17 protein-coding genes and 1 pseudogene are annotated in these 17,275 nt (G+C 73.0%); 8 read left to right on the forward strand and 10 right to left on the reverse strand.

Annotation, left to right across the window (positions count from 1 at the left end; translation table 11 throughout):
- The 3 genes from GTW40_RS19105 to GTW40_RS32735 all read left to right on the forward strand — a co-directional run.
- A partial coding sequence (locus tag GTW40_RS19105) for an FUSC family protein (RefSeq protein ID WP_161181411.1) occupies positions 1–857 on the forward strand: 857 nt, incomplete at its 5' end.
- Positions 858–973: 116 nt separating this feature from the next.
- The gene (locus tag GTW40_RS19110; protein WP_161181412.1) at positions 974–1,597 is read left to right on the forward strand and encodes a DUF899 domain-containing protein; all 624 of its coding nucleotides are present in this window, start codon (positions 974–976) and stop codon (positions 1,595–1,597) included.
- Positions 1,598–1,666: 69 nt separating this feature from the next.
- Positions 1,667–1,873 carry a hypothetical protein gene (locus GTW40_RS32735; protein ID WP_018545712.1) on the forward strand — a complete coding sequence of 69 codons (207 nt, stop codon included), beginning with the start codon at positions 1,667–1,669 and terminating at the stop codon, positions 1,871–1,873.
- Between the two features lie 56 nt (positions 1,874–1,929).
- Here GTW40_RS32735 and GTW40_RS19115 read toward each other — a convergent pair whose 3' ends face one another.
- From GTW40_RS19115 to GTW40_RS19125, 3 genes are all read right to left on the reverse strand, one after another.
- Entirely contained in the window at positions 1,930–3,792 is a 1,863-nt protein-coding gene (locus GTW40_RS19115; RefSeq protein WP_237525577.1) for an ABC transporter ATP-binding protein, read from the reverse strand.
- A 340-nt stretch (positions 3,793–4,132) separates the two neighbouring features.
- A complete protein-coding gene (locus tag GTW40_RS19120) occupies positions 4,133–4,552 on the reverse strand; it encodes a hypothetical protein (protein WP_161181414.1) in 420 nt (139 codons plus the stop codon).
- Positions 4,549–5,409 carry an ATP-binding protein gene (locus GTW40_RS19125; protein WP_161181415.1) on the reverse strand — a complete coding sequence of 287 codons (861 nt, stop codon included), beginning with the start codon at positions 5,407–5,409 and terminating at the stop codon, positions 4,549–4,551. Before GTW40_RS19125 ends, GTW40_RS19120 begins: the two co-directional genes overlap by 4 nt.
- Positions 5,410–5,657: 248 nt before the next feature.
- Here GTW40_RS19125 and GTW40_RS19130 point away from each other — a divergent pair, with 248 nt between their 5' ends.
- Together GTW40_RS19130 and GTW40_RS19135 are read left to right on the forward strand one after the other, a co-directional pair.
- Positions 5,658–6,518, forward strand: a complete 861-nt coding sequence (locus GTW40_RS19130; RefSeq protein WP_161181416.1) for a helix-turn-helix transcriptional regulator — start codon at positions 5,658–5,660, stop codon at positions 6,516–6,518.
- Positions 6,519–6,773 carry a DUF397 domain-containing protein gene (locus GTW40_RS19135; RefSeq protein WP_161181417.1) on the forward strand — a complete coding sequence of 85 codons (255 nt, stop codon included), beginning with the start codon at positions 6,519–6,521 and terminating at the stop codon, positions 6,771–6,773. It abuts the gene before it with no gap.
- 109 nt (positions 6,774–6,882) lie between these two features.
- Here GTW40_RS19135 and GTW40_RS19140 read toward each other — a convergent pair whose 3' ends face one another.
- Together GTW40_RS19140 and GTW40_RS19145 are read right to left on the reverse strand one after the other, a co-directional pair.
- Positions 6,883–8,370, reverse strand: a complete 1,488-nt coding sequence (locus tag GTW40_RS19140; protein ID WP_161181418.1) for a glutamate synthase subunit beta — start codon at positions 8,368–8,370, stop codon at positions 6,883–6,885.
- Between the two features lie 223 nt (positions 8,371–8,593).
- Positions 8,594–9,346 (reverse strand): DUF2293 domain-containing protein, encoded by a 753-nt coding sequence (locus tag GTW40_RS19145; protein ID WP_161181438.1) that lies wholly within the window; start codon positions 9,344–9,346, stop codon positions 8,594–8,596.
- A gap of 453 nt (positions 9,347–9,799) precedes the next feature.
- Here GTW40_RS19145 and GTW40_RS19150 point away from each other — a divergent pair, with 453 nt between their 5' ends.
- Positions 9,800–10,432, forward strand: a complete 633-nt coding sequence (locus GTW40_RS19150; RefSeq protein WP_161181419.1) for a uridine kinase — start codon at positions 9,800–9,802, stop codon at positions 10,430–10,432.
- Positions 10,433–10,454: 22 nt separating this feature from the next.
- Here GTW40_RS19150 and GTW40_RS19155 read toward each other — a convergent pair whose 3' ends face one another.
- Complete coding sequence (locus tag GTW40_RS19155) at positions 10,455–11,582, reverse strand: magnesium and cobalt transport protein CorA (RefSeq protein ID WP_161181420.1); 1,128 nt, start codon at positions 11,580–11,582, stop codon at positions 10,455–10,457.
- Between the two features lie 179 nt (positions 11,583–11,761).
- Here GTW40_RS19155 and GTW40_RS19160 point away from each other — a divergent pair, with 179 nt between their 5' ends.
- Positions 11,762–12,559 carry a methyltransferase domain-containing protein gene (locus GTW40_RS19160; RefSeq protein WP_161181421.1) on the forward strand — a complete coding sequence of 266 codons (798 nt, stop codon included), beginning with the start codon at positions 11,762–11,764 and terminating at the stop codon, positions 12,557–12,559.
- A 5-nt stretch (positions 12,560–12,564) separates the two neighbouring features.
- Here GTW40_RS19160 and GTW40_RS19165 read toward each other — a convergent pair.
- From GTW40_RS19165 to GTW40_RS19180, 4 genes and pseudogenes are all read right to left on the reverse strand, one after another.
- Positions 12,565–13,598, reverse strand: a pseudogene (locus tag GTW40_RS19165) (sugar kinase).
- A complete protein-coding gene (locus tag GTW40_RS19170) occupies positions 13,583–14,491 on the reverse strand; it encodes a pseudouridine-5'-phosphate glycosidase (RefSeq protein ID WP_161181422.1) in 909 nt (302 codons plus the stop codon). The pseudogene GTW40_RS19165 and the gene GTW40_RS19170 overlap by 16 nt, the downstream one beginning before the upstream one ends.
- A gap of 130 nt (positions 14,492–14,621) precedes the next feature.
- The gene (locus tag GTW40_RS19175) at positions 14,622–15,176 is read right to left on the reverse strand and encodes a methylated-DNA--[protein]-cysteine S-methyltransferase (protein ID WP_161181423.1); all 555 of its coding nucleotides are present in this window, start codon (positions 15,174–15,176) and stop codon (positions 14,622–14,624) included.
- A gap of 42 nt (positions 15,177–15,218) precedes the next feature.
- Entirely contained in the window at positions 15,219–16,091 is an 873-nt protein-coding gene (locus tag GTW40_RS19180; RefSeq protein ID WP_161181424.1) for a glycerophosphodiester phosphodiesterase family protein, read from the reverse strand.
- A 281-nt stretch (positions 16,092–16,372) separates the two neighbouring features.
- Here GTW40_RS19180 and GTW40_RS19185 point away from each other — a divergent pair, with 281 nt between their 5' ends.
- Complete coding sequence (locus GTW40_RS19185) at positions 16,373–17,251, forward strand: MHYT domain-containing protein (protein ID WP_161181425.1); 879 nt, start codon at positions 16,373–16,375, stop codon at positions 17,249–17,251.
- The last annotated feature ends 24 nt before the right edge of the window (positions 17,252–17,275 follow it).

Raw genomic sequence — 17,275 nt, forward strand, 5'->3', positions numbered from 1 at the left:
CCCGGCGCGCGCTGTGGGCCGCGTTCGGCACCGGGGGCCGCGAGTACGCACTGCGCGTCGCCCTCTCCTTCGGCGCGGCCGCGGGCATCGCCCAGGCCCTGCACCACACCGGCTGGTACGGCAGGCACCAGCACTGGTACTGGCTGCCCGTCACTGCCGTCTTCCTCGTCAAGCCCGACCTCGGCCCGCTCGCCTCCCGGGTGCTGTGCCGGGCCGCGGGCACCGTGCTCGGCGCACTGCTCTTCGCCGGGTTCGCCGCGGTGCTGCCCAGGCCCTTCGGGCTGATCGCGCTGGTCGCGGTGTGCGGGGCGCTGCTGCCCGTCTCCACCCGGCACTTCGCCGCGCTGACCGCCGTCGTCACCGTGCTCGTCCTCGCCCTGATCATGATCGGCGGCGAACCGCAGGCGAGCGTCAGCCGGATCGCCGAGACCCTGCTGGCATGCGCGCTGGTGCTGATCGTCGGCCATCTGCCGATGCCCGGGAAGCGGGGCGCGGGCGTACGGGCGCGGCTCGCCGCCGCCGGGACCGCCGCGCACGCCTACCTCGCGCACGTCATGGCCGAGTCCGGTGACCGCGCCGAACGCTGGGCGCTGCGCCGCGAGGCGTACCGCACGCTCGCCGAGGCCCACACCGCCATGGCGGTCGCCGCCGCCGAACTGCCCGCCCTCGCCCGGCACACCCGCGACACCGGCGCGGTGGCCACCGCCCTGGAACGGCTCGTGGACACCACCACCGCCTGCGCGGTCCACCTCGACGACACCGGCCGCCTGACCCCGCGCCACACCGACCGGCTCCAGGAAGCCCTGCGCGAGCTGGAGAGCGGCGGCCGGGACTGGCGGGTGCTCCCGGCCGCCTGACCCGCCTGCATCAGGGCGCCGGGAAATCGACGAAGAAATCCCGGCGCCCCGCGATGAGTTCCGTCCTCTGCCGCGGTCAGCACCACGAACCGACCGTCGGACAGGCAGGAGGGCCCATGTCGCTTCCGGAGATCGTCACCCGTGCGCGATGGCGTGCGGCGCGCGAGGAGTTACGGCGCAAGGAGGAGGCGGTCGCCCGGGCCCGCGACGCGCTCGGCGCCGAGCGGCGGCGGCTGCCCGTGGTGGAGGTCGACCCGGAGTACGTCTTCGAGGGTGGCGACGGCAAGGCCACCCTCCTCGACCTCTTCGACGGACGGGCCCAACTCGTCGTCCACCACTTCATGTTCGACCCGGAGTGGACGGAGGGCTGCCCCGGCTGCGCGGCCTTCCTGGACCAGCTGGGCCACCTCGACCGGCTGCGCGCCCGCGACACCGCCTTCGCGGCCGTCTCCCGCGCGCCGTTCACCCGGATCCTGCCGTTCAAGGCGCGGATGGGCTGGGCGGTCCCCTGGTACTCCTCGGCGCTCGGCGACTTCAACCGCGACTTCGAGGCGACCGTGGAGCACGAAGGCCGCCCGGTCGAACGCCCCGGCCTCAGCTGCTTCCTCCGCGACCGTGACCGCGTCTTCCACACCTACTCGGTCCACGACGACGACACCCTGGGCGCACTCGGCGCCGTCCCCGGCCTGCTCGACCTGACCGCGCTCGGCAGGCACCCGAACGGTGGCGAAGCGCACTGACTCGGTGTCGGCAATGTCTCAGTCCCGTCACCGGCCGAGGCGAACGGCCCCTCCGCAGCGTTCACTTCCATGAAGTACGACGTCTTCTGGAGGTGCGAGATGGTGAACGGGCGAACGGAGCTCGGGCGCTTTCCCGCCGGTGGACCGCGCGGATCATGGCCGGCGGAGGAGTTCGCGCACGCGCGGCGCCTCGAAGGGCTGCCCGCGGAGGTCGTGATGGACCTGGCCACGGACACGTTCCTGGTGATCCTGCGGGGGCCGGAGGGCGCGGACTAGGCGGGGCAGCGCCGACTGATCAGTACGGACAGGGTCCGGCTCACGGGCTCACGGGCTCACGCGGGCCTGGGCGTGGGCACCGCGGCCGTGAACTGGTCCGCCTGGAGCGCGTACAGCTCCGCGTACACCCCGCCCCCTGCCAGCAGCTCCTCCGGGGTGCCGGACTCCACGAGCCGCCCCCGCTCCAGCACGTGCACCAGATCGGCGTGGCGTACGGAGGCCAGCCGGTGGGTGATCAGTACGACGGTCTGCCCGCTGCCCGCCAGCGCCCGGATCTTCTCGAACACCGCCAGCTCGGCCCGCGCGTCCAGCGCCGCCGTCGGCTCGTCCACGATCAGGATGTCCCCGCGCCGGTAGGCGGCCCGCGCGATACCGAGCCGCTGCCACTGGCCGCCGGACAGCTCGTGGCCGCCGCTGAAGTTGCGGGCCAGCAGGGTGTCCAGGCCGTTCGGGAGCGCGGCCACCACCTCCTCGGCCCCCGCCTCGGTCACCGACGCGTCCAGCCGCTCCTTCGTCATGGGCACGGACGAGCGGCCGACGGCCACGTTCACCTTCGCGGTGAACGGCCAGCGCTTGAAGTCCTGGGCCACCATCGCGACCCGCTCGGCGAGCGCCCGCCGGTCGGCCCGCGCCGCGTCGACGCCGTCCCACAGGATGCGGCCCCGGTCCGGGTTGTACAGCCCCGCCAGCAACTTGACCAGGGTGGTCTTGCCCGAGCCGTTCTCGCCGACCAGGGCGATGATCCGGCCCGTCGGCAGGCTGAGGGTCACCCCGTCGAGGGCCGGGCGGGCACCCTCTCCCGGATAGCTGAAGGTGACGTCCTCGAACCGGATCTCCTTCGGGTCGTCGGGCAGTTCCTCCCCGCCGACCGGGATCGCACGCTCGGCCGCCTCCACGTACATCCGCTCCAGGTCGCCCACGAACAGGGCCTCCTCGTGCAGCTGGTTGATCTCCAGCACCAGCGTGTCCAGGCTCGCCGCGCCGGTCCGGATCGCGATCACCGCCGTACCCGCCACCGACAGCGCCATCGCGCCCGTGACCAGCAGCGCGCCCAGCGTGGCGTACGTGGCGAGCGTCGCGAGGCCGGTCCAGGCGGCGGCGACCAGGCCGGTCCGCGCGGCCAGCCGTGACAGCCGGGCCTGCTCCGCCTCCGCCGTCTCCGACATCGACCGGTAGTGCCGCAGCAGGAACGGGCCGACCCCGTGCACCCGGATCTCCGGAGCCGCGCCCTGCTCGGTGAGCAGACTGCCGATGAGCTGGCCCGCGCGGGCGTGCTGCACCCAGACGTGGAACGACTCGTAGCGGCGCCGCGCGATGGTCAGGGAACTCCAGGCGCTCGGCAGCGTCATGGTGATCAGCAGCGGCAGCAGCGCCGGATGCAGCACGGTCAGCACACCGGCGGCCGCGATCAGCGAGATCATCGCGTTGATCACCCGGGCGCTGTACGAGATCATGTGCCGCGCCGAGCGGGCGCCGTACTGCGCGGTGTCCAGCAGCTTGTGGAAGGCGTGGTCCTCGATCGCGGCCAGCTCCACATTGGCCGCGCGCTCGAGATACAGCTCGGTCGCCACCCGTTCCACCTTGGGCTCCAGGCGTCCGGTGGCGTAGGTGGAGGCGGCCCGCAGCAGCGCCGCGACCAGCATCATGGCGGCCATCACGGCCAGGGCAGGGGCCGCCGCCCGTAGCCGCTCCTCGATGTCCGGGCCGCTGAGCAGGCTGCCGAGTGCGCTGTTCACGGCCAGCAGGCTCACCGCCTGCGCCACACCCCGGCCCACCTCGGCGGCCAGCACGGCCCGCGCGGCCCCCGGGTCCGCCCGCCGCGCCAGCCGCAGGCTGGACGCCAGCATCCCCGGCAGCCGCCGCACCATCGCCCGGAAGCTCAGCTCCAGGAACGCCCGCGAGTGCTCGTTCCACCCCATGTCGTACCTGAGCGGTCCCCCGAACAGCAGCCGCTCCGACTCCGACACCTCGGTTTCTTCCCGCCCCCGCCTCCGCCCCACCGCGAACCTCCCGACGCCATGACCGAACGGCCACTATTGCCGCACGACGAGGGCTCGGGCAGGGCGCGAGCGGGGGTGCCGGGGGCGCGGGGGGAGTGCGCGGGCGGTGCCGGAACACGGTGCGCGGTGGAGCGGCGCCCTCCGGGGCGGTCCCGCGCACGCACGGGGCGCGACGAGGAAACGACGGGCGCACGGTGCCGTGGTGCCGTGACCGGGTGGGCCGAGGGGGGTCGGGAACTCGGCTCCCGCAGCGCCCCGGTCAGGCGGACAGCGGGCGGGACCAGTCCGGCGTCGTGCCCGTGGCCCGGCACAGGGCGAGGTACAGCGGGATCGGCGGGGTGTAGGGGATCGTGCCCTCGGGGCGGTGGAGCAGGCGGGCGGTGGTGGGGACGGGAGCGCCCGTGGCGTAGTGGGCCGGGGAGGGCCAGGACAGGGCGTAGTCGGAGTCGGCGGGGACGATCCACCACCAGTGCGTGCCATCGGCGTACACGCATCCCACGCGGGGCAGCCGAGGCAGCAGCAGCGCGCCCAGCCGCTCCGGGACCGCCACGGCGTCCATGCCGAGCGGGGTCGTCATACCCTCGGGCAGGACAGGCCGACCGGTCGGTATGGGCAGGTGACGACGACGCCCCAGTCTGACGAGCGTGTCGAGCCCCAGTGGCTGCCCGGTGCCGGTCATGGGACGGCCCACGGCTGGGCCGGTTCCGGCGCCGCCGTCCGTGCGGGTGTCACCGTCCGCCCCGGCGGCACCGTGCGGGGTCCGGGGCCGGCCCACTGGGCCGGAACCGTCTCGCCGCGCCGGACGGCCGGCCCGGCGGACTCGTCCTCGCCCGGGACGGGGGAGGGGTCCGGCTTGGGGCGTACACCCCAGCCGAGGTCGCAGCGGGGGTCGCGGGCGGGGGCGTGTTCCCGGGTTCCGGCGGGCGCGTCGGCGATGTCGTCGGCTGCGTCGTGGTCGGCTTCGTCCGCCGCGGCGTAGGCGTCGAACAGCTCGTCGGCCGTGCCGTACGCAGTGCCGTACGCCTCGTCGGGGGCGGACTCCTCCGCGTCGCCCTCCCTGGGCAGCTCCGCCCACACCAGGAGCCCGGGTCCGTGCTGCCGGGTGCCCCAGGCCCGGCACAGCGCGTCGACGAGAAGCAACCCCCTCCCGTGCTCCTCGTCGGGCCGCTGCTGTGCCGGGTGGGGATCGCCGGGCGCGCACCCCTCGTCGCGCACGGCTATGCGCACCACGTCGTCCTGGTCGTGCAGCTCGCACACGACCCGGCTGCTCGCGGTGTGCATGATCGCGTTGGTGACCAGCTCGGACACCACCAGGGCGGCGCTGTCACATGTGTCCGCGCACACCGACCAGCCCCGCAGCCGGGCGCGCGTCACGCGTCTGGCCTCGGCGGAGGACGTCGGATGTGCGGCCAGCTCGAAGCGGAACCGTCGCTTGGCGGCGCCCCTGACCGGGGCTTCTCCGGTGGCGACACCGAGACCGGACCGGTCTGCGGCGGAGTCTGTTCCTAAGGGCGCGGACGGAATCACGCTTGCCACTATCTCCCCGCCGTGAACACTTGGCAAGTGTCACTCTGAAAAATGCAGAGTGCTGTGTGACGCGGTGGAGGGCCGTGGCACACTGCTCGCAACAGCACGTCGCGCGGCGCCAATTGAGACCGTCGTCGATCCGGCCGGATCCACGTACGCGTCTTCGAACGGCGCCGCAGGGCTGTCGGGACACGGTGCCCGGCGCCCCGGCGCTGTCACGTTTTCTGCCGGAGCGGGATGTCAGTCGGAGGTGGCACGTGAGCGAACCGCGGTCCGCGCCGACCGTGGGTCAGGTGGTCCTCGGCCGACGCCTGCTGGAGCTGCGGGAACGCGCCGGGCTGAAGCGCGAGGAGGCCGCACACGTCCTCCACGTCGCCCCCGCCACCGTGCGCCGGATGGAGATGGCCGAGGTCTCCCTCAAGATCCCGTACCTGCAAGTGCTGCTCAAGTCCTACGGCGTGCCCGACGACGAGGCCGAACTCTTCGTCCGCCTCGCCGAGGACGCCAACAGACCCGGCTGGTGGCAGCGGTTCCACGACATCCTGCCCGGCTGGTTCTCGATGTACGTCAGCCTGGAGGAGGCCGCCTCCCTCATCCGCTCCTACGAACCGCACTTCGTGCCCGGACTGCTCCAGACCGAGGACTACGCGCGCGGCGTGCTCAAGTCGGGCGCCATCGGCCAGACCAGCCCCGACGACATCGAGCGGCACGTCGCCCTGCGGATGCGCCGTCAGGACCTGCTCACCCGGCCGGACGCGCCCCGCGTCTGGGCCGTCATGGACGAGACCGCCCTGCGCCGCCCGGTCGGCGGCCCGGAGGTGATGCGGCGGCAGATCGACAAGTTGCTCGAGGCCACGAAGCTGCCCAACGTGACGCTCCAGGTGGCCCCGTTCGCCGACGGGCCGCACCCGGGCACGTACGGGCCGTTCGTGCTGTTCCGATTCGCCATGTCAGAACTGCCGGACATGGTCTACAGCGAGTACCTGACCGGCGCCGTCTACCTGGACGCGCGCTCCGAGGTGGCGAGCCACCTCGAGGTCATGGACCGCATGGCGGCACAAGCCGCCACGGCACAACGCACGAAGGAGATCCTGCGGGATCTCCGCAAGGAGCTGTGAATGGATCGCATCAATCCGCGCGGTCGTGTCTACAACGGTATGCCCGCGCGGGAGCTGGGCAGCGACGGCTGGCACAAGCCGTGGAGCGGTGGCAACGGGGGCAACTGCCTGGAGGCGATGAAACTCGCCGACGGCCGCGTCGCCGTCCGCCAGTCCACCGACCCGGACGGCCCCGCGCTGATATACACCACGGACGAGATCACCGCCTTCATCAAGGGCGCCAAGGCCGGGGAGGCGGACTTCCTGCTCTCCTGACCACGCTCACTGTTGTTGACTCATGCCCCTGCTCTTCGACCCACCACAGGCCTGACCCCGATCCCACGAACCGTCAACTCCCGATATCCCTCCTGTTGTTGAGTCCCGACTACGCGGTCATCGGCCTGTCGTACGGCGATATCGGCGCCGACAGCCAGGAACCGCCCGTCAGATAGCGGTCCACGGCCGCCGCCACCGACCGCCCCTCCGCTATCGCCCACACGATCAGCGACTGACCACGAGCCGCGTCCCCGGCGGCGAACACGCCGGGGACACCGGTCCCGAAGTCGCCGTCCCGGGCGAGCGTCCCGCGCGGCTCCGTCCGCAGCCCCAGCTGGTCGATCAGCCCGTCCCCCCGGTCCGGCCCGGAGAAGCCGAGCGCCAGCAGCACCAGGTCGGCGGGGAGCGTCCGCCCGGTGCCCGGCAGCGGACTCCTGCGCTCGTCCACCTCGACCAGGTGCAGCGACCGCACATGCCCCTCGGCGTCCCCGGTGAAGCGGAGCGTGGACGCCGCGAACAGCCGCGCGTCCGCGTCCGCCGCCGGTGCCGTCCGCAACTCCCGCGCCTCCTCGTGCGCCGCCGACAGCCGGTAGAGCTTCGGATACGTCGGCCACGGCTCGGCGTCCTCGTCGCGCGCGCCGGGCGGCTGGGCGTAGATGTCGAGCTGGGTCACCGACGCGGCACCCTCGCGCACCGCCGTCCCCAGACAGTCGGCGCCGGTGTCCCCGCCGCCCACGATCACCACGTGCCTGCCCTCCGCCGACAGCGGCGAGACCGCCAGGTCGCCCTCGCGCACCTTGTTGGCCAGCGGCAGATACTCCATCGCCTGGTGTATCCCGGCCAACTCCCGCCCCGGCACCGCCAGTTCCCGCCACGCCGTCGCGCCCGTCGCGACCACCACGGCGTCGTACCGCGCCCGCAGCTCCGTCGCCGGTACGTCCCGCCCGACCGTCACCGACGTACGGAACCGGGTGCCCTCCGCCTCCATCTGCTCCAGCCGCCGCTCCAGTTGCCGCTTCTCCATCTTGAACTCGGGGATGCCGTACCGCATCAGACCGCCGATCCGGTCGTCCTTCTCGTACACCGCGACCGTGTGCCCGGCCCGCGTCAGCTGCTGCGCCGCCGCCAGCCCGGCCGGACCCGAACCGATCACCGCCACGGTCTTCCCCGACAGCCGCTCCGGCGGCCGGGGCGGCACGAAGCCCTCCTCCCAGGCCCGCTCCGCGATCGCGCACTCGACGTTCTTGATGGTGACCGCCGGCTGGTTGATCGCCAGCACACACCCCGCCTCGCACGGCGCCGGACACAACCGGCCGGTGAACTCCGGGAAGTTGTTCGTCGCGTGCAGCCGGTCGCTCGCCGCCCGCCAGTCCGCCCGCGCCACCAGGTCGTTCCACTCCGGGATCAGATTGCCCAGCGGACAGGCCTCGTGGCAGAACGGCACCCCGCAGTCCATACAGCGGTCAGCCTGCGCCCCGATGATCGGCAACAGCGCCCCCGGGACGTAGACCTCGGCCCAGTCCCGCGCACGCTCCTCGACGGACCGCCGCGGCCATTCCTCGCGCTGGGTGGTCATGAACCCCTTGGGATCGGCCATCGGCGTATTCCTCGTGTACGGATACCGGCGGGCTGGGGGTACCTGGGGTACGACGGGCCGTGCGTCATCGGGCTCGGGTCACTCGGCGGTCGCCCGGCGCTGGTGCGACACTGCCCCGGAGCGCTCGCCCGGGACTCTTCCGGCCACGATACGTCGCGCCCGACGCCCGCGCAGAGCGGCGGACCTCGCCTTTCACCGAGCCGCGTCGCCCTTCCGCAGGGGTTCATCCGATCACCTCTCCTCTCCCTTCTCTCGTCTCTCTCGTCCTGTTCGTCGGTCCGGCTCCTCCACGGCGGTGTCCGGCGACCGGAGCGCGCAGCGGGCGTCCGCCCCACCCCCGCACCACCTCCCGCACGGTCTCCGCGATCCGCTCCCTGGCCTCCCACCTCGGCACGCCACTCATGATCAACTGGTCGTACGGCGTGTCCGTGTGCCGCACCGAGGCCACCACCGCCGAGGTCACCGCCTCCTCGGACAGCGCCCGCCCGGCCGCGCTCCTCCCGACCCGCCCACTGCCCCGCGCTCCCGCGTGGGCCGCGATGGCCAGGGCCCGCTCGGCGGGACACCCCGGGAACAGCCGCCGCACCTCCGCCGCGAAGTCCGCCACGAACCGCTCGTCCTCCACCGCCCTGCGGCCCGCGTCCCGCGCTCTCCGCCGCCGTCTGGCCTCGGCGTCGGCCAGGCAGCGGGCCTCGGCACGGGCCAGCGCGGCCTCCTCCACCAGCACCCCCTGCCGCTCGTACCGGCTCCGGCGCCGGTTGAACCGCACCACCACCGCCCACAACACGCTCTCCTCCCGCGACCTCCGCGTCAGCGCGGCGTCACCCCGCGGCAGGAACACCATGTGCCCGAGGTCCGCACAGTCCAGGCAACGGGGCATCCCCTCCTCCAGCACGAGCAATGACAACGGTCCGCCCCGGCACTCCGCACACCGCCGCTTGTGCCGCAGCGGCTGGACGACGACGAGACCGCCCAGGGCCGTGAGGGCGTCGGGAGAGCCGGGGCCGTTCGGAGAGCCAGGGCTGTTCGGGGAGCCGTGGCCGTCCGGGGAGCCGTGGCCGTCCGGGGGTGCGAGCCCGTCCGGGGAGCCGGGGGCGACTTCCTCGGGCGAACCGGAGGGCGGGGGAGTGGCGGAGCGTGCCATACGCGGTTCATTCCCCCTGGCGGAGCCCCCGTCCCGTGCCGGACCACCCGGAATTCGGCCGTACCGCCGGGCGCCTGCCCGGCATCCGCCCGGTTCCCTCCCCGGCATGCGTCCGGTTCCCGCCGGTTCCCGCCCGGCACCCGTGCGGTCCCCGCTCCCGTGCCCCGCCGGTCCCTGTCGTCCCGTCGGCACCGGTCGCGCCCCCACCGGCATCCGTCCGGTGGGGCCAGGCATCCGCCCGGTGGGACCAGGCACCCGTCCGCCAGGACCCGGCATCATGGGCCCGTGCGACTCGAAGCGATCACCTGGGACCGGATGGCGGAGCGGCTCGCCGAGCGGATCAGCGGTCTGGAGCCCGCCGACGGGAGCGCCTGGACGCGGGTGGGCTTCGACGGGGCGCCGGCGGCGCGGCCGGGAGACCTCGCGGAGCGGGTCGCGGAGGCGCTGCGGGTACGTGGACGACCCTCGCTCGTCGTCGGTACCGAGGGCTTTCTGCGCCCGGCCTCGCTGCGTCTCGAACACGGACGGCACGACGAGGAGTCGTACTACAGCGGCTGGTTCGACACGGGTGCGCTGTGGCGCGAGGTCTTCGGGCCGTTGGACCCCGGTGGTGACGGGCGGGTGCTGCCGGACCTGTGGGACGCGGACACCGACCGTGCCACCCGCAGCCCGTACGTCCGACTACCGCCCGGCGCGGTGCTGTTGATGCATGGGCCCCTCCTTCTGCGTCACTGGTTCCCCTTCGATCTGACCGTCCACTTCCTTCTCTCTCCGGGCGCCCTGCGCCGCCGCACCCCGGAGGACGGCCACTGGACGCTGCCCGCCTTCGCCCGCTACGAGACGGAGACCGACCCCGCCGGGACGGCCGACGTCCTGGTGCGTGCCGACGACCCGCGGCACCCCGCCTGGAACGGCTGACCGGTTGGAAGCCCCGGGGGCGTCAGAGCCAGCCGTTGCGCCGGAACCCCCGGTAGACCACCGCACAGAACAGCGCGGTCACGGACATGACGAGCGGATAGCCGTACCGCCAGTCCAGCTCCGGCATGTGCTCGAAGTTCATGCCGTACACACCACACACCATTGTCGGCACGGCGATCACCGCCGCCCAGGCCGTGATCTTCCGCATGTCCTCGTTCTGCGCGACCGTCACCTGTGCCAGATGCGCCTGGAGGATCGAGTTGAGCAGTTCGTCGAAGGCGGCGATCTGGTCCCTGGCCCGTATCAAGTGGTCCAGCACGTCCCGGAAGTACGCCTGGATCTCCGGGTCCACCACGCGTATCGGCCGGGTCGCCAGGTCTTCCAGCGGCCGCCCGAGCGGCACCACCGCCCGCTTCAGCTCCAGGAGTTCGCGCTTCATCTGGTAGATGCGGCCGGGGTCCGTCCGCGCGCCGTTCTCCGCGAACACGTCCGTCTCGACCAGGTCGATGTCCGCCTGGACCGCGTCCGTGACGTTCAGATACTCGTCCACGACATGGTCCGCGATGGCGTACAGCACCGCTGCCGGACCCTTCGCGAGCTGCTCGGGCCGCGACTCCAGCTCCTCCCGCAGGGGGCCGAGCGAGCCGTGCCGCCCGTGCCGGACGGTGACGACGAAGTCCTCGCCGAGGAACACCATGATCTCGCCGGTGTCCACGACCTCGCTGGTCGCCGTCAGCTGCTCGTGCTCCACGTAACAGACCGTTTTGAAGACCGCGAACAGCGTCTCCCCGTACCGCTCCAGCTTCGGGCGCTGATGGGCCTCCACCGCGTCCTCCACCGCCAGCGGATGCAGGTCGAACAGCTCGGCGATACCGGCGAACTCCTGGGCCGTGGGCTCGTGCAGTCCCAGCCAGACGAAGCCCTCCCCGCTCTTGCGGACCCTCCGCACCGCGTCCACCAGATCGAGGGCGCCGGACACCCGGACACCGTCCTGGTACGTCACGCAGTTGACCACCGAGGAACCCAGGGGTGACCTGGCCGGATGGCTCAGGTCGACCCGGGGACGCCGTCTGGCCAGCCGTGCCACCTTGCGCAGGCCGCCGACCCCGCTCAGCCCCGTGACCCTCCGCAGATTGCCCGCCATGGTCATCTGGATCTCCTTGCCCTGGATCTCCTCACGTGGCGCTTTCGCGCCGTGCCCGGCCAGTGTGCCAGTCCTGCGACGAGCGCGGAAAAGCTTGTGGGAATGGGGAGTTCCGCTTTGTTCCCGCCTGTGGACAATGGGGCGCCGACGGACGAGAAACCGCTGGTTGCTGGAATGATCACGACATGACGCGACCCGACGGATACCTGCTGGACAACCGCCGGACGGAGGCGCAGGAACGCTTCGACGCCTTCGCCTCCCTCTTCGACCCCACGACCTTCCGCCACCTCGAACGCCTCGGCATCGGCCCAGGCCAGCGTTGCTGGGAGGTCGGGGCGGGCGGCACCTCGGTCGTGTCCTGGCTGGCCAGGAAGGCCGGTCCCACCGGCGAGGTCGTCGCCACCGACATCGACACCACCCGGCTCACCGCCGCGGACCGGCCCCCGGTCCGGGTGCTGGTCCACGACGTGGGCGCCGAGGAGCCGCCCGGACAGCGCTTCGACCTGGTGCACGCCCGGCTGGTCCTCGTCCACGTCCCCGACCGGGAACGGGCGTTGCGCTCGATGATCGACGCGCTCAAGCCGGGCGGCCACCTGCTGGTCGAGGACGCCGACCCCGCCCTGCAGCCCCTTCTCTGCCCCGACGAGTACGGCCCCGAGCAGGAGCTGGCGAACCGGCTGCGCCAGGGCTTCCGCACCCTGCTCGCCGGGCGCGGCGCCGACCTCTCCTACGGCCGCAAGCTCCCGCGCCTGCTCCGCGACGCCGGACTGCGCGAGGTCGGGGCCGACGCGTACTTCCCCGTCACCTCACCCGCCTGCACCGCCCTGGAATCCGCCACCGTCCGGCAGATCCGCGACCGGCTCGTCGCGGCGGGGATCGCCACCGACGAGGAGATCGACCGGCATCTGGCCAACGTGGAGGCGGGCGGCATGGACCTCGCCACGGCCCCGATGATCTCGGCGTGGGGCCGCAAGGCCGCCTGATGCCCTCACGGGCCGGGCGCGGGCGCGGCGGGGTGCGGCCCGTGCGCCTCGCACCGACCGGGTGCGGTCGTGTCCTCCGCGCCTGGTTCCGGATACGTCGTGTCCTCCGTACCCGGTCCCGGATACGGAGGCCGGCCTCCCACCCGCTCCACCGCCCGCGCCCCGGACCGGCACCCCCGCTCCGCCGCCTCCTCGACGGACGCGCCCGCGACCAGGGCGGCGAGGAACGCGCCGGTGAACGCGTCACCGGCGCCCGTGGTGTCCCGAGGCGTCGCCGGTACGGCCGGAATCCGCGCCCGGACCGAGCCCGACCGGGCCACCAGCGCACCGTCCGCCCCCGACTTGGCCACCACGACCGGGACCACCCCGCTCAACTCGGCCGCCGCGTCCGCCCAGTCGGGCCTGCCGGTCAGCAGACACGCCTCGTCCCGGCTGGGCAGCAGCACGTCGAGCCCTCGCGCGAACGCGAGGAACCGGTCCACGCCGAGTTCCGCGAGGAAGCCCGCCGAGGCCGGGTCGAGGCTGACCGGCACCCCGCGCGCGCGCGTGCCGCGGCGAGTGCCACCCGCGCCAGCGCCCGGCTCGACTCCGCGAACAGCAGATAGCCCGACAGATGCAGTCGGCCGACGCCGTCGAGCAACGCGTCCGACCAGTCGGCGGGTTCGAGCCGCAGCGAGGCGCCGCTGCACGTGAGGAACGTGCGCTCGGCCGCCGCCCCGGCGTCGACCAGGCAGATCACGGTGCCGGTCGGTGCCGTCGGATCGACCACCAGCCGGGGCCGCACCCCGGCCGCGCGCAGCTCCCGCTCGTGCCACCCCGCCGCGTCCGCGCCGACCCGCGCGAGGAGCCGTACGTCGGCACAGCCCGCGTGGGCGGCCCAGGAGGCCACGTTGGCGCCCGCGCCACCCGGCAGGGTGCGGATCACGGCGGCGGTGTCGGTGCCGGTCGCGAGCGGTCCCGGGTGCCGGGCCACGACATCGGTGATCACATCACCGACCACCAGCAGGCCGCCCGCCCGGCGGGTCACTGCCCGGTCCACGCCAGGGCGATCCGCGCCGCCAGCCGCACATTGCCGCGCACCGCCGCCAGGTTGGCCCGCAGCGACGCCCCGTCCGTGTGCCGGACCAGGTAGCCCAGCAGGAACGGTGTGATCGCCTGGCCGGTGACGCCCTCCCGCGCGCAGGCGTCCAGCGCTTCCGTGAGCACGCGCGCGTGCAGGCCGGGATCGAGTTGCTGCTTCGGCGGGACCGGGTTGGCGACGAGCAGCGCAGACTCCTGCCCGCCGAGCGCGTCCTGTGCCCGCATCACCGCGGCCACCTGCTCCGGGCCGTCGAGCGTCCAGTCCACCGGGAAGCCGGAGTCCGACAGGTAGAAGCCGGGGAACCGGTTCGTGCGGTAACCGGCGACGCTCACGCCCAGCGTCTCCAGGCGCTCCAGCGTCGCCGGTACGTCCAGGACCGACTTCACCCCCGCGCACACCACGGTGATCCGCGTGCGGGCCAGCAGGCCCAGGTCCGCCGACTCGTCCTGGGTGAGCGTCCACTGCCGGTGCACTCCGCCGAGACCTCCGGTGGCGAACACGCGGATGCCCGCCAGCGCCGCGAGCCGGGCCGTCGCCGACACCGTGGTCGCGCCGCTCGCCCCGGTGGCGACCGCCAGGGGCAGATCGCGGTGGCTCAGCTTCCTGATCCCGTCCTCCCCGGCGACCCGCTCCAACTCGTCCTTGGTGAGGCCGATGCGAGGGCGCCCGTCCAGCACGGCGACGGTCGCGGGCACGGCGCCCTCCCGGCGCACCGTGTCCTCCAGCTCCAGACCGACCCGCAGATTGTCCGGGCGGGGCAGACCGTGCGCGATGATCGTCGATTCCAGGGCCACCACGGGCCGTCCGGCGGACATCGCCTCCCGGACTTCCTCCGACATCACCAGCACCATGTGCCCGCCTCCCGTCAGCCGGTCCCCACTCCCTTTCTGGCGGGCGGGGCGCCCGGCTAAACAGAGCCGCAGTGTCCGACTGGACGGAATCCGGGGCGCCCGACCGGACGGAACCCTGTGCGCGGGCCCGTCAGAACAGCGGTTCCGGCAGCACGCCCTCCAGCGCGAGCAACCGGCGCTTGGTCTCCAGACCGCCTCCGAATCCGCCGATGCCGCCGTCGCTCTCGACCACCCGGTGGCACGGGACGACCACGGGCAGCGGGTTGGCGCCCATCGCCGCGCCCACCGCCTGCGCCCCGCCCGGCTGGCCGACCCGGCCCGCCAGGTCGCCGTAGCCCACCACCGTGCCGTAGGGGACGCCGGAGGCCAGCTCGCGCAGCACCTCGCGGTTGAAGCCGGAGATCAGCGACCAGTCCAGGGGCAGGTCGAAGTCGCGGCGCTCACCCGCGAGATACGCCTCGACCTGCCGTATCGCCTCCACCAGCAGCGGGGCGTCCGGGTCCTCGACGGGCTCGGCGCCCAGCCGGGCCGTCAGCCGCTCACGGACGCGTTCGCTGATCGCGTCCGTGGCGTGGAAGACGACGTTGACCAGTCCCTGGCGGGTCGCCGCCAGCATCAGCGGGCCGATGCCGGTGTCCACGACGGTCCACACGACCCGCTGCTCGTCCTGCCCATGGCTGTCCATGCGCCCACCGTACGACCTGGCACTGACAACGCCCCTCGCCGCTCAGTTCGCGCTCAGTGCCGCCCGCACCACGTCGGGCTTGTTGGTGATGACACCGTCCACGCCGTAGGCCCGGACCTTGCGGGCCGTGGCCGCGTCGTTCACCGTCCAGGCGAAGACCCGCAGCGGCTTGCCGTGCGCTCCGACGAAGGCGTGCACGGTGGAGACGTAGCTGGTGGAGAGGGTGCCGTGGGAGGGGTTGATCAGGTCGACGTAACGGGCGTACCCGCCGATCCGGGTCACCGCCGGGCGGCCGAGCAGGGCGGTGGTGACGGCGGGCTTGAGCTGGTGCACCTTGCGCACGCTGTCCGCGCTGAAGCTCTGCACGATCAGCCGCTTCAGATGTGCCCGGTCCAGCCAGCCCTCGTTGCCCAGGGTCTTCAGGATCTGCTGCTCGATGCCGGGGTACAGCTCGGGGTTCTTGACCTCCAGGAGCAGCTTCTCGTGGTTGTGCTCGACGCGGCGCATGTACTGCTCCAGCGTCGGCACGCGCGTGCCCGTGTACGCGCGGGAGTACCAACTGCCCGCGTCCAGGCGGGCGATCTCGGCCGCGGTGAAGTCCTTCACCTTCCAGGGCGCGCGGTGCGGGAAGATCTTCTCGACATTGGTGGTGCGCGCCAGGTTGTCGTCGTGGATGACGACAAGGCGGCCGTCCTTGGTGCGCTGCACGTCGTTCTCGACCCAGGTGAAGCCCAGCTTCGCGGCCTTGTCGATGGAGGCCAGGGTGTTCTCGGGCGCGTACGCGGAGGCGCCCCGGTGAGCGATCACCGTGGGCTGGACCGCGGTCCGGACCGGCCGCGTGTCGGAGGCGGGGGCCAGCAGGACCGCCGTTCCCAGGGCCGCGGTGACCACGGTGGCGACTGCGTGCGCGTGCATGGGTACTCCTCACGTCCAGCGAACACCGACAGCTCCAGAGTGACAGCAGAGCGTCAATGGCACGCGGGCGCAGAAGGATCACAGGATGAACGGGCTGGGCCAACCGTGCACACCGCTGCCGCACAAGTGGGGTAAGGCCGTGATTCTTTGCCGGATAATCATTCGACCATTCCGGTGGCGGTCATACTCTCTGCGTCAACCCCGACCGCCTGCCGCGGTCCTGGGCCAGGGGAGTGTTCCGGGTGTTCCGGATACACGTTTGGGCGGAAGGGCAGCCGCGGATGCAGGGCACGGTCGACGGCTTCGACTACGGGGTGGTCACCCCTCTTGCGGGCTATCTGATGGCGTGCCTCGGCGGCGCCCTCGGACTGCGCTGTGTGGCACGGTCTCTGCTGGTCACACGCGTGTGGCGGTCCGCGTGGCTGGCGCTCGGGTCGGTCGCGATCGGCTCCGGCATCTGGACCATGCACTTCATCGCCATGATGGGCTTCTCCATCGCCGGGACGCCGCTCCGCTTCGACGGCCCCATGACCTGGGCGAGCCTCGGACTCGCCGTCGTCATGGTCGGCGTCGGGATCTTCATCGTCGGTTACCGGGGCACCGACCGCACCTCGCTCGTCACCGGCGGCACGATCACCGGTCTGGGCGTCGCTTCAATGCACTACCTCGGCATGGCGGCGGTCCGCTTCGGCGGGCACTTCGCCTACAACACGCTCACCGTGGCCGCCTCCGTCGTCATCGCCGTCGCGGCCGCCACCACCGCCCTGTGGGCCGCCGGACGCGTCCGGGGCCTCGCGGGCAGCGTCGGCGCGAGCCTTCTGCTGGGCCTCGCCGTCACCGGCATGCACTACACCGGCATGGCCGCCCTCGGCGTCCACCTGCACCACACCGCGCACGCCACCCCGCCCGGCGCACCCGCCGAGGCGCTTCTGCCGATCCTCGTCGGACCGCTCGCCCTGCTGCTCCTCACCGGCGTCGTCGTCATCTTCGACCCGCTGATGGTCAAGGGCGGGCAGCGCCGTCCGGCCGCCGAGTCCAAACCGGGTGTCCCGGCCGCCACCATCGCCTCCCACCAGCACCTCCGCGCGCCGCACCGGCCCGCCCGCCTGCCCGTCGGCCATGCCGGGGCGCAGGGCTCCCGGGCTCCGCGCGGCCACTGACCCGGACCCGTTGTCAGTGGGGGG

Source organism: Streptomyces sp. SID4985, from assembly GCF_009863025.1.
Taxonomy (GTDB): domain Bacteria; phylum Actinomycetota; class Actinomycetes; order Streptomycetales; family Streptomycetaceae; genus Streptomyces.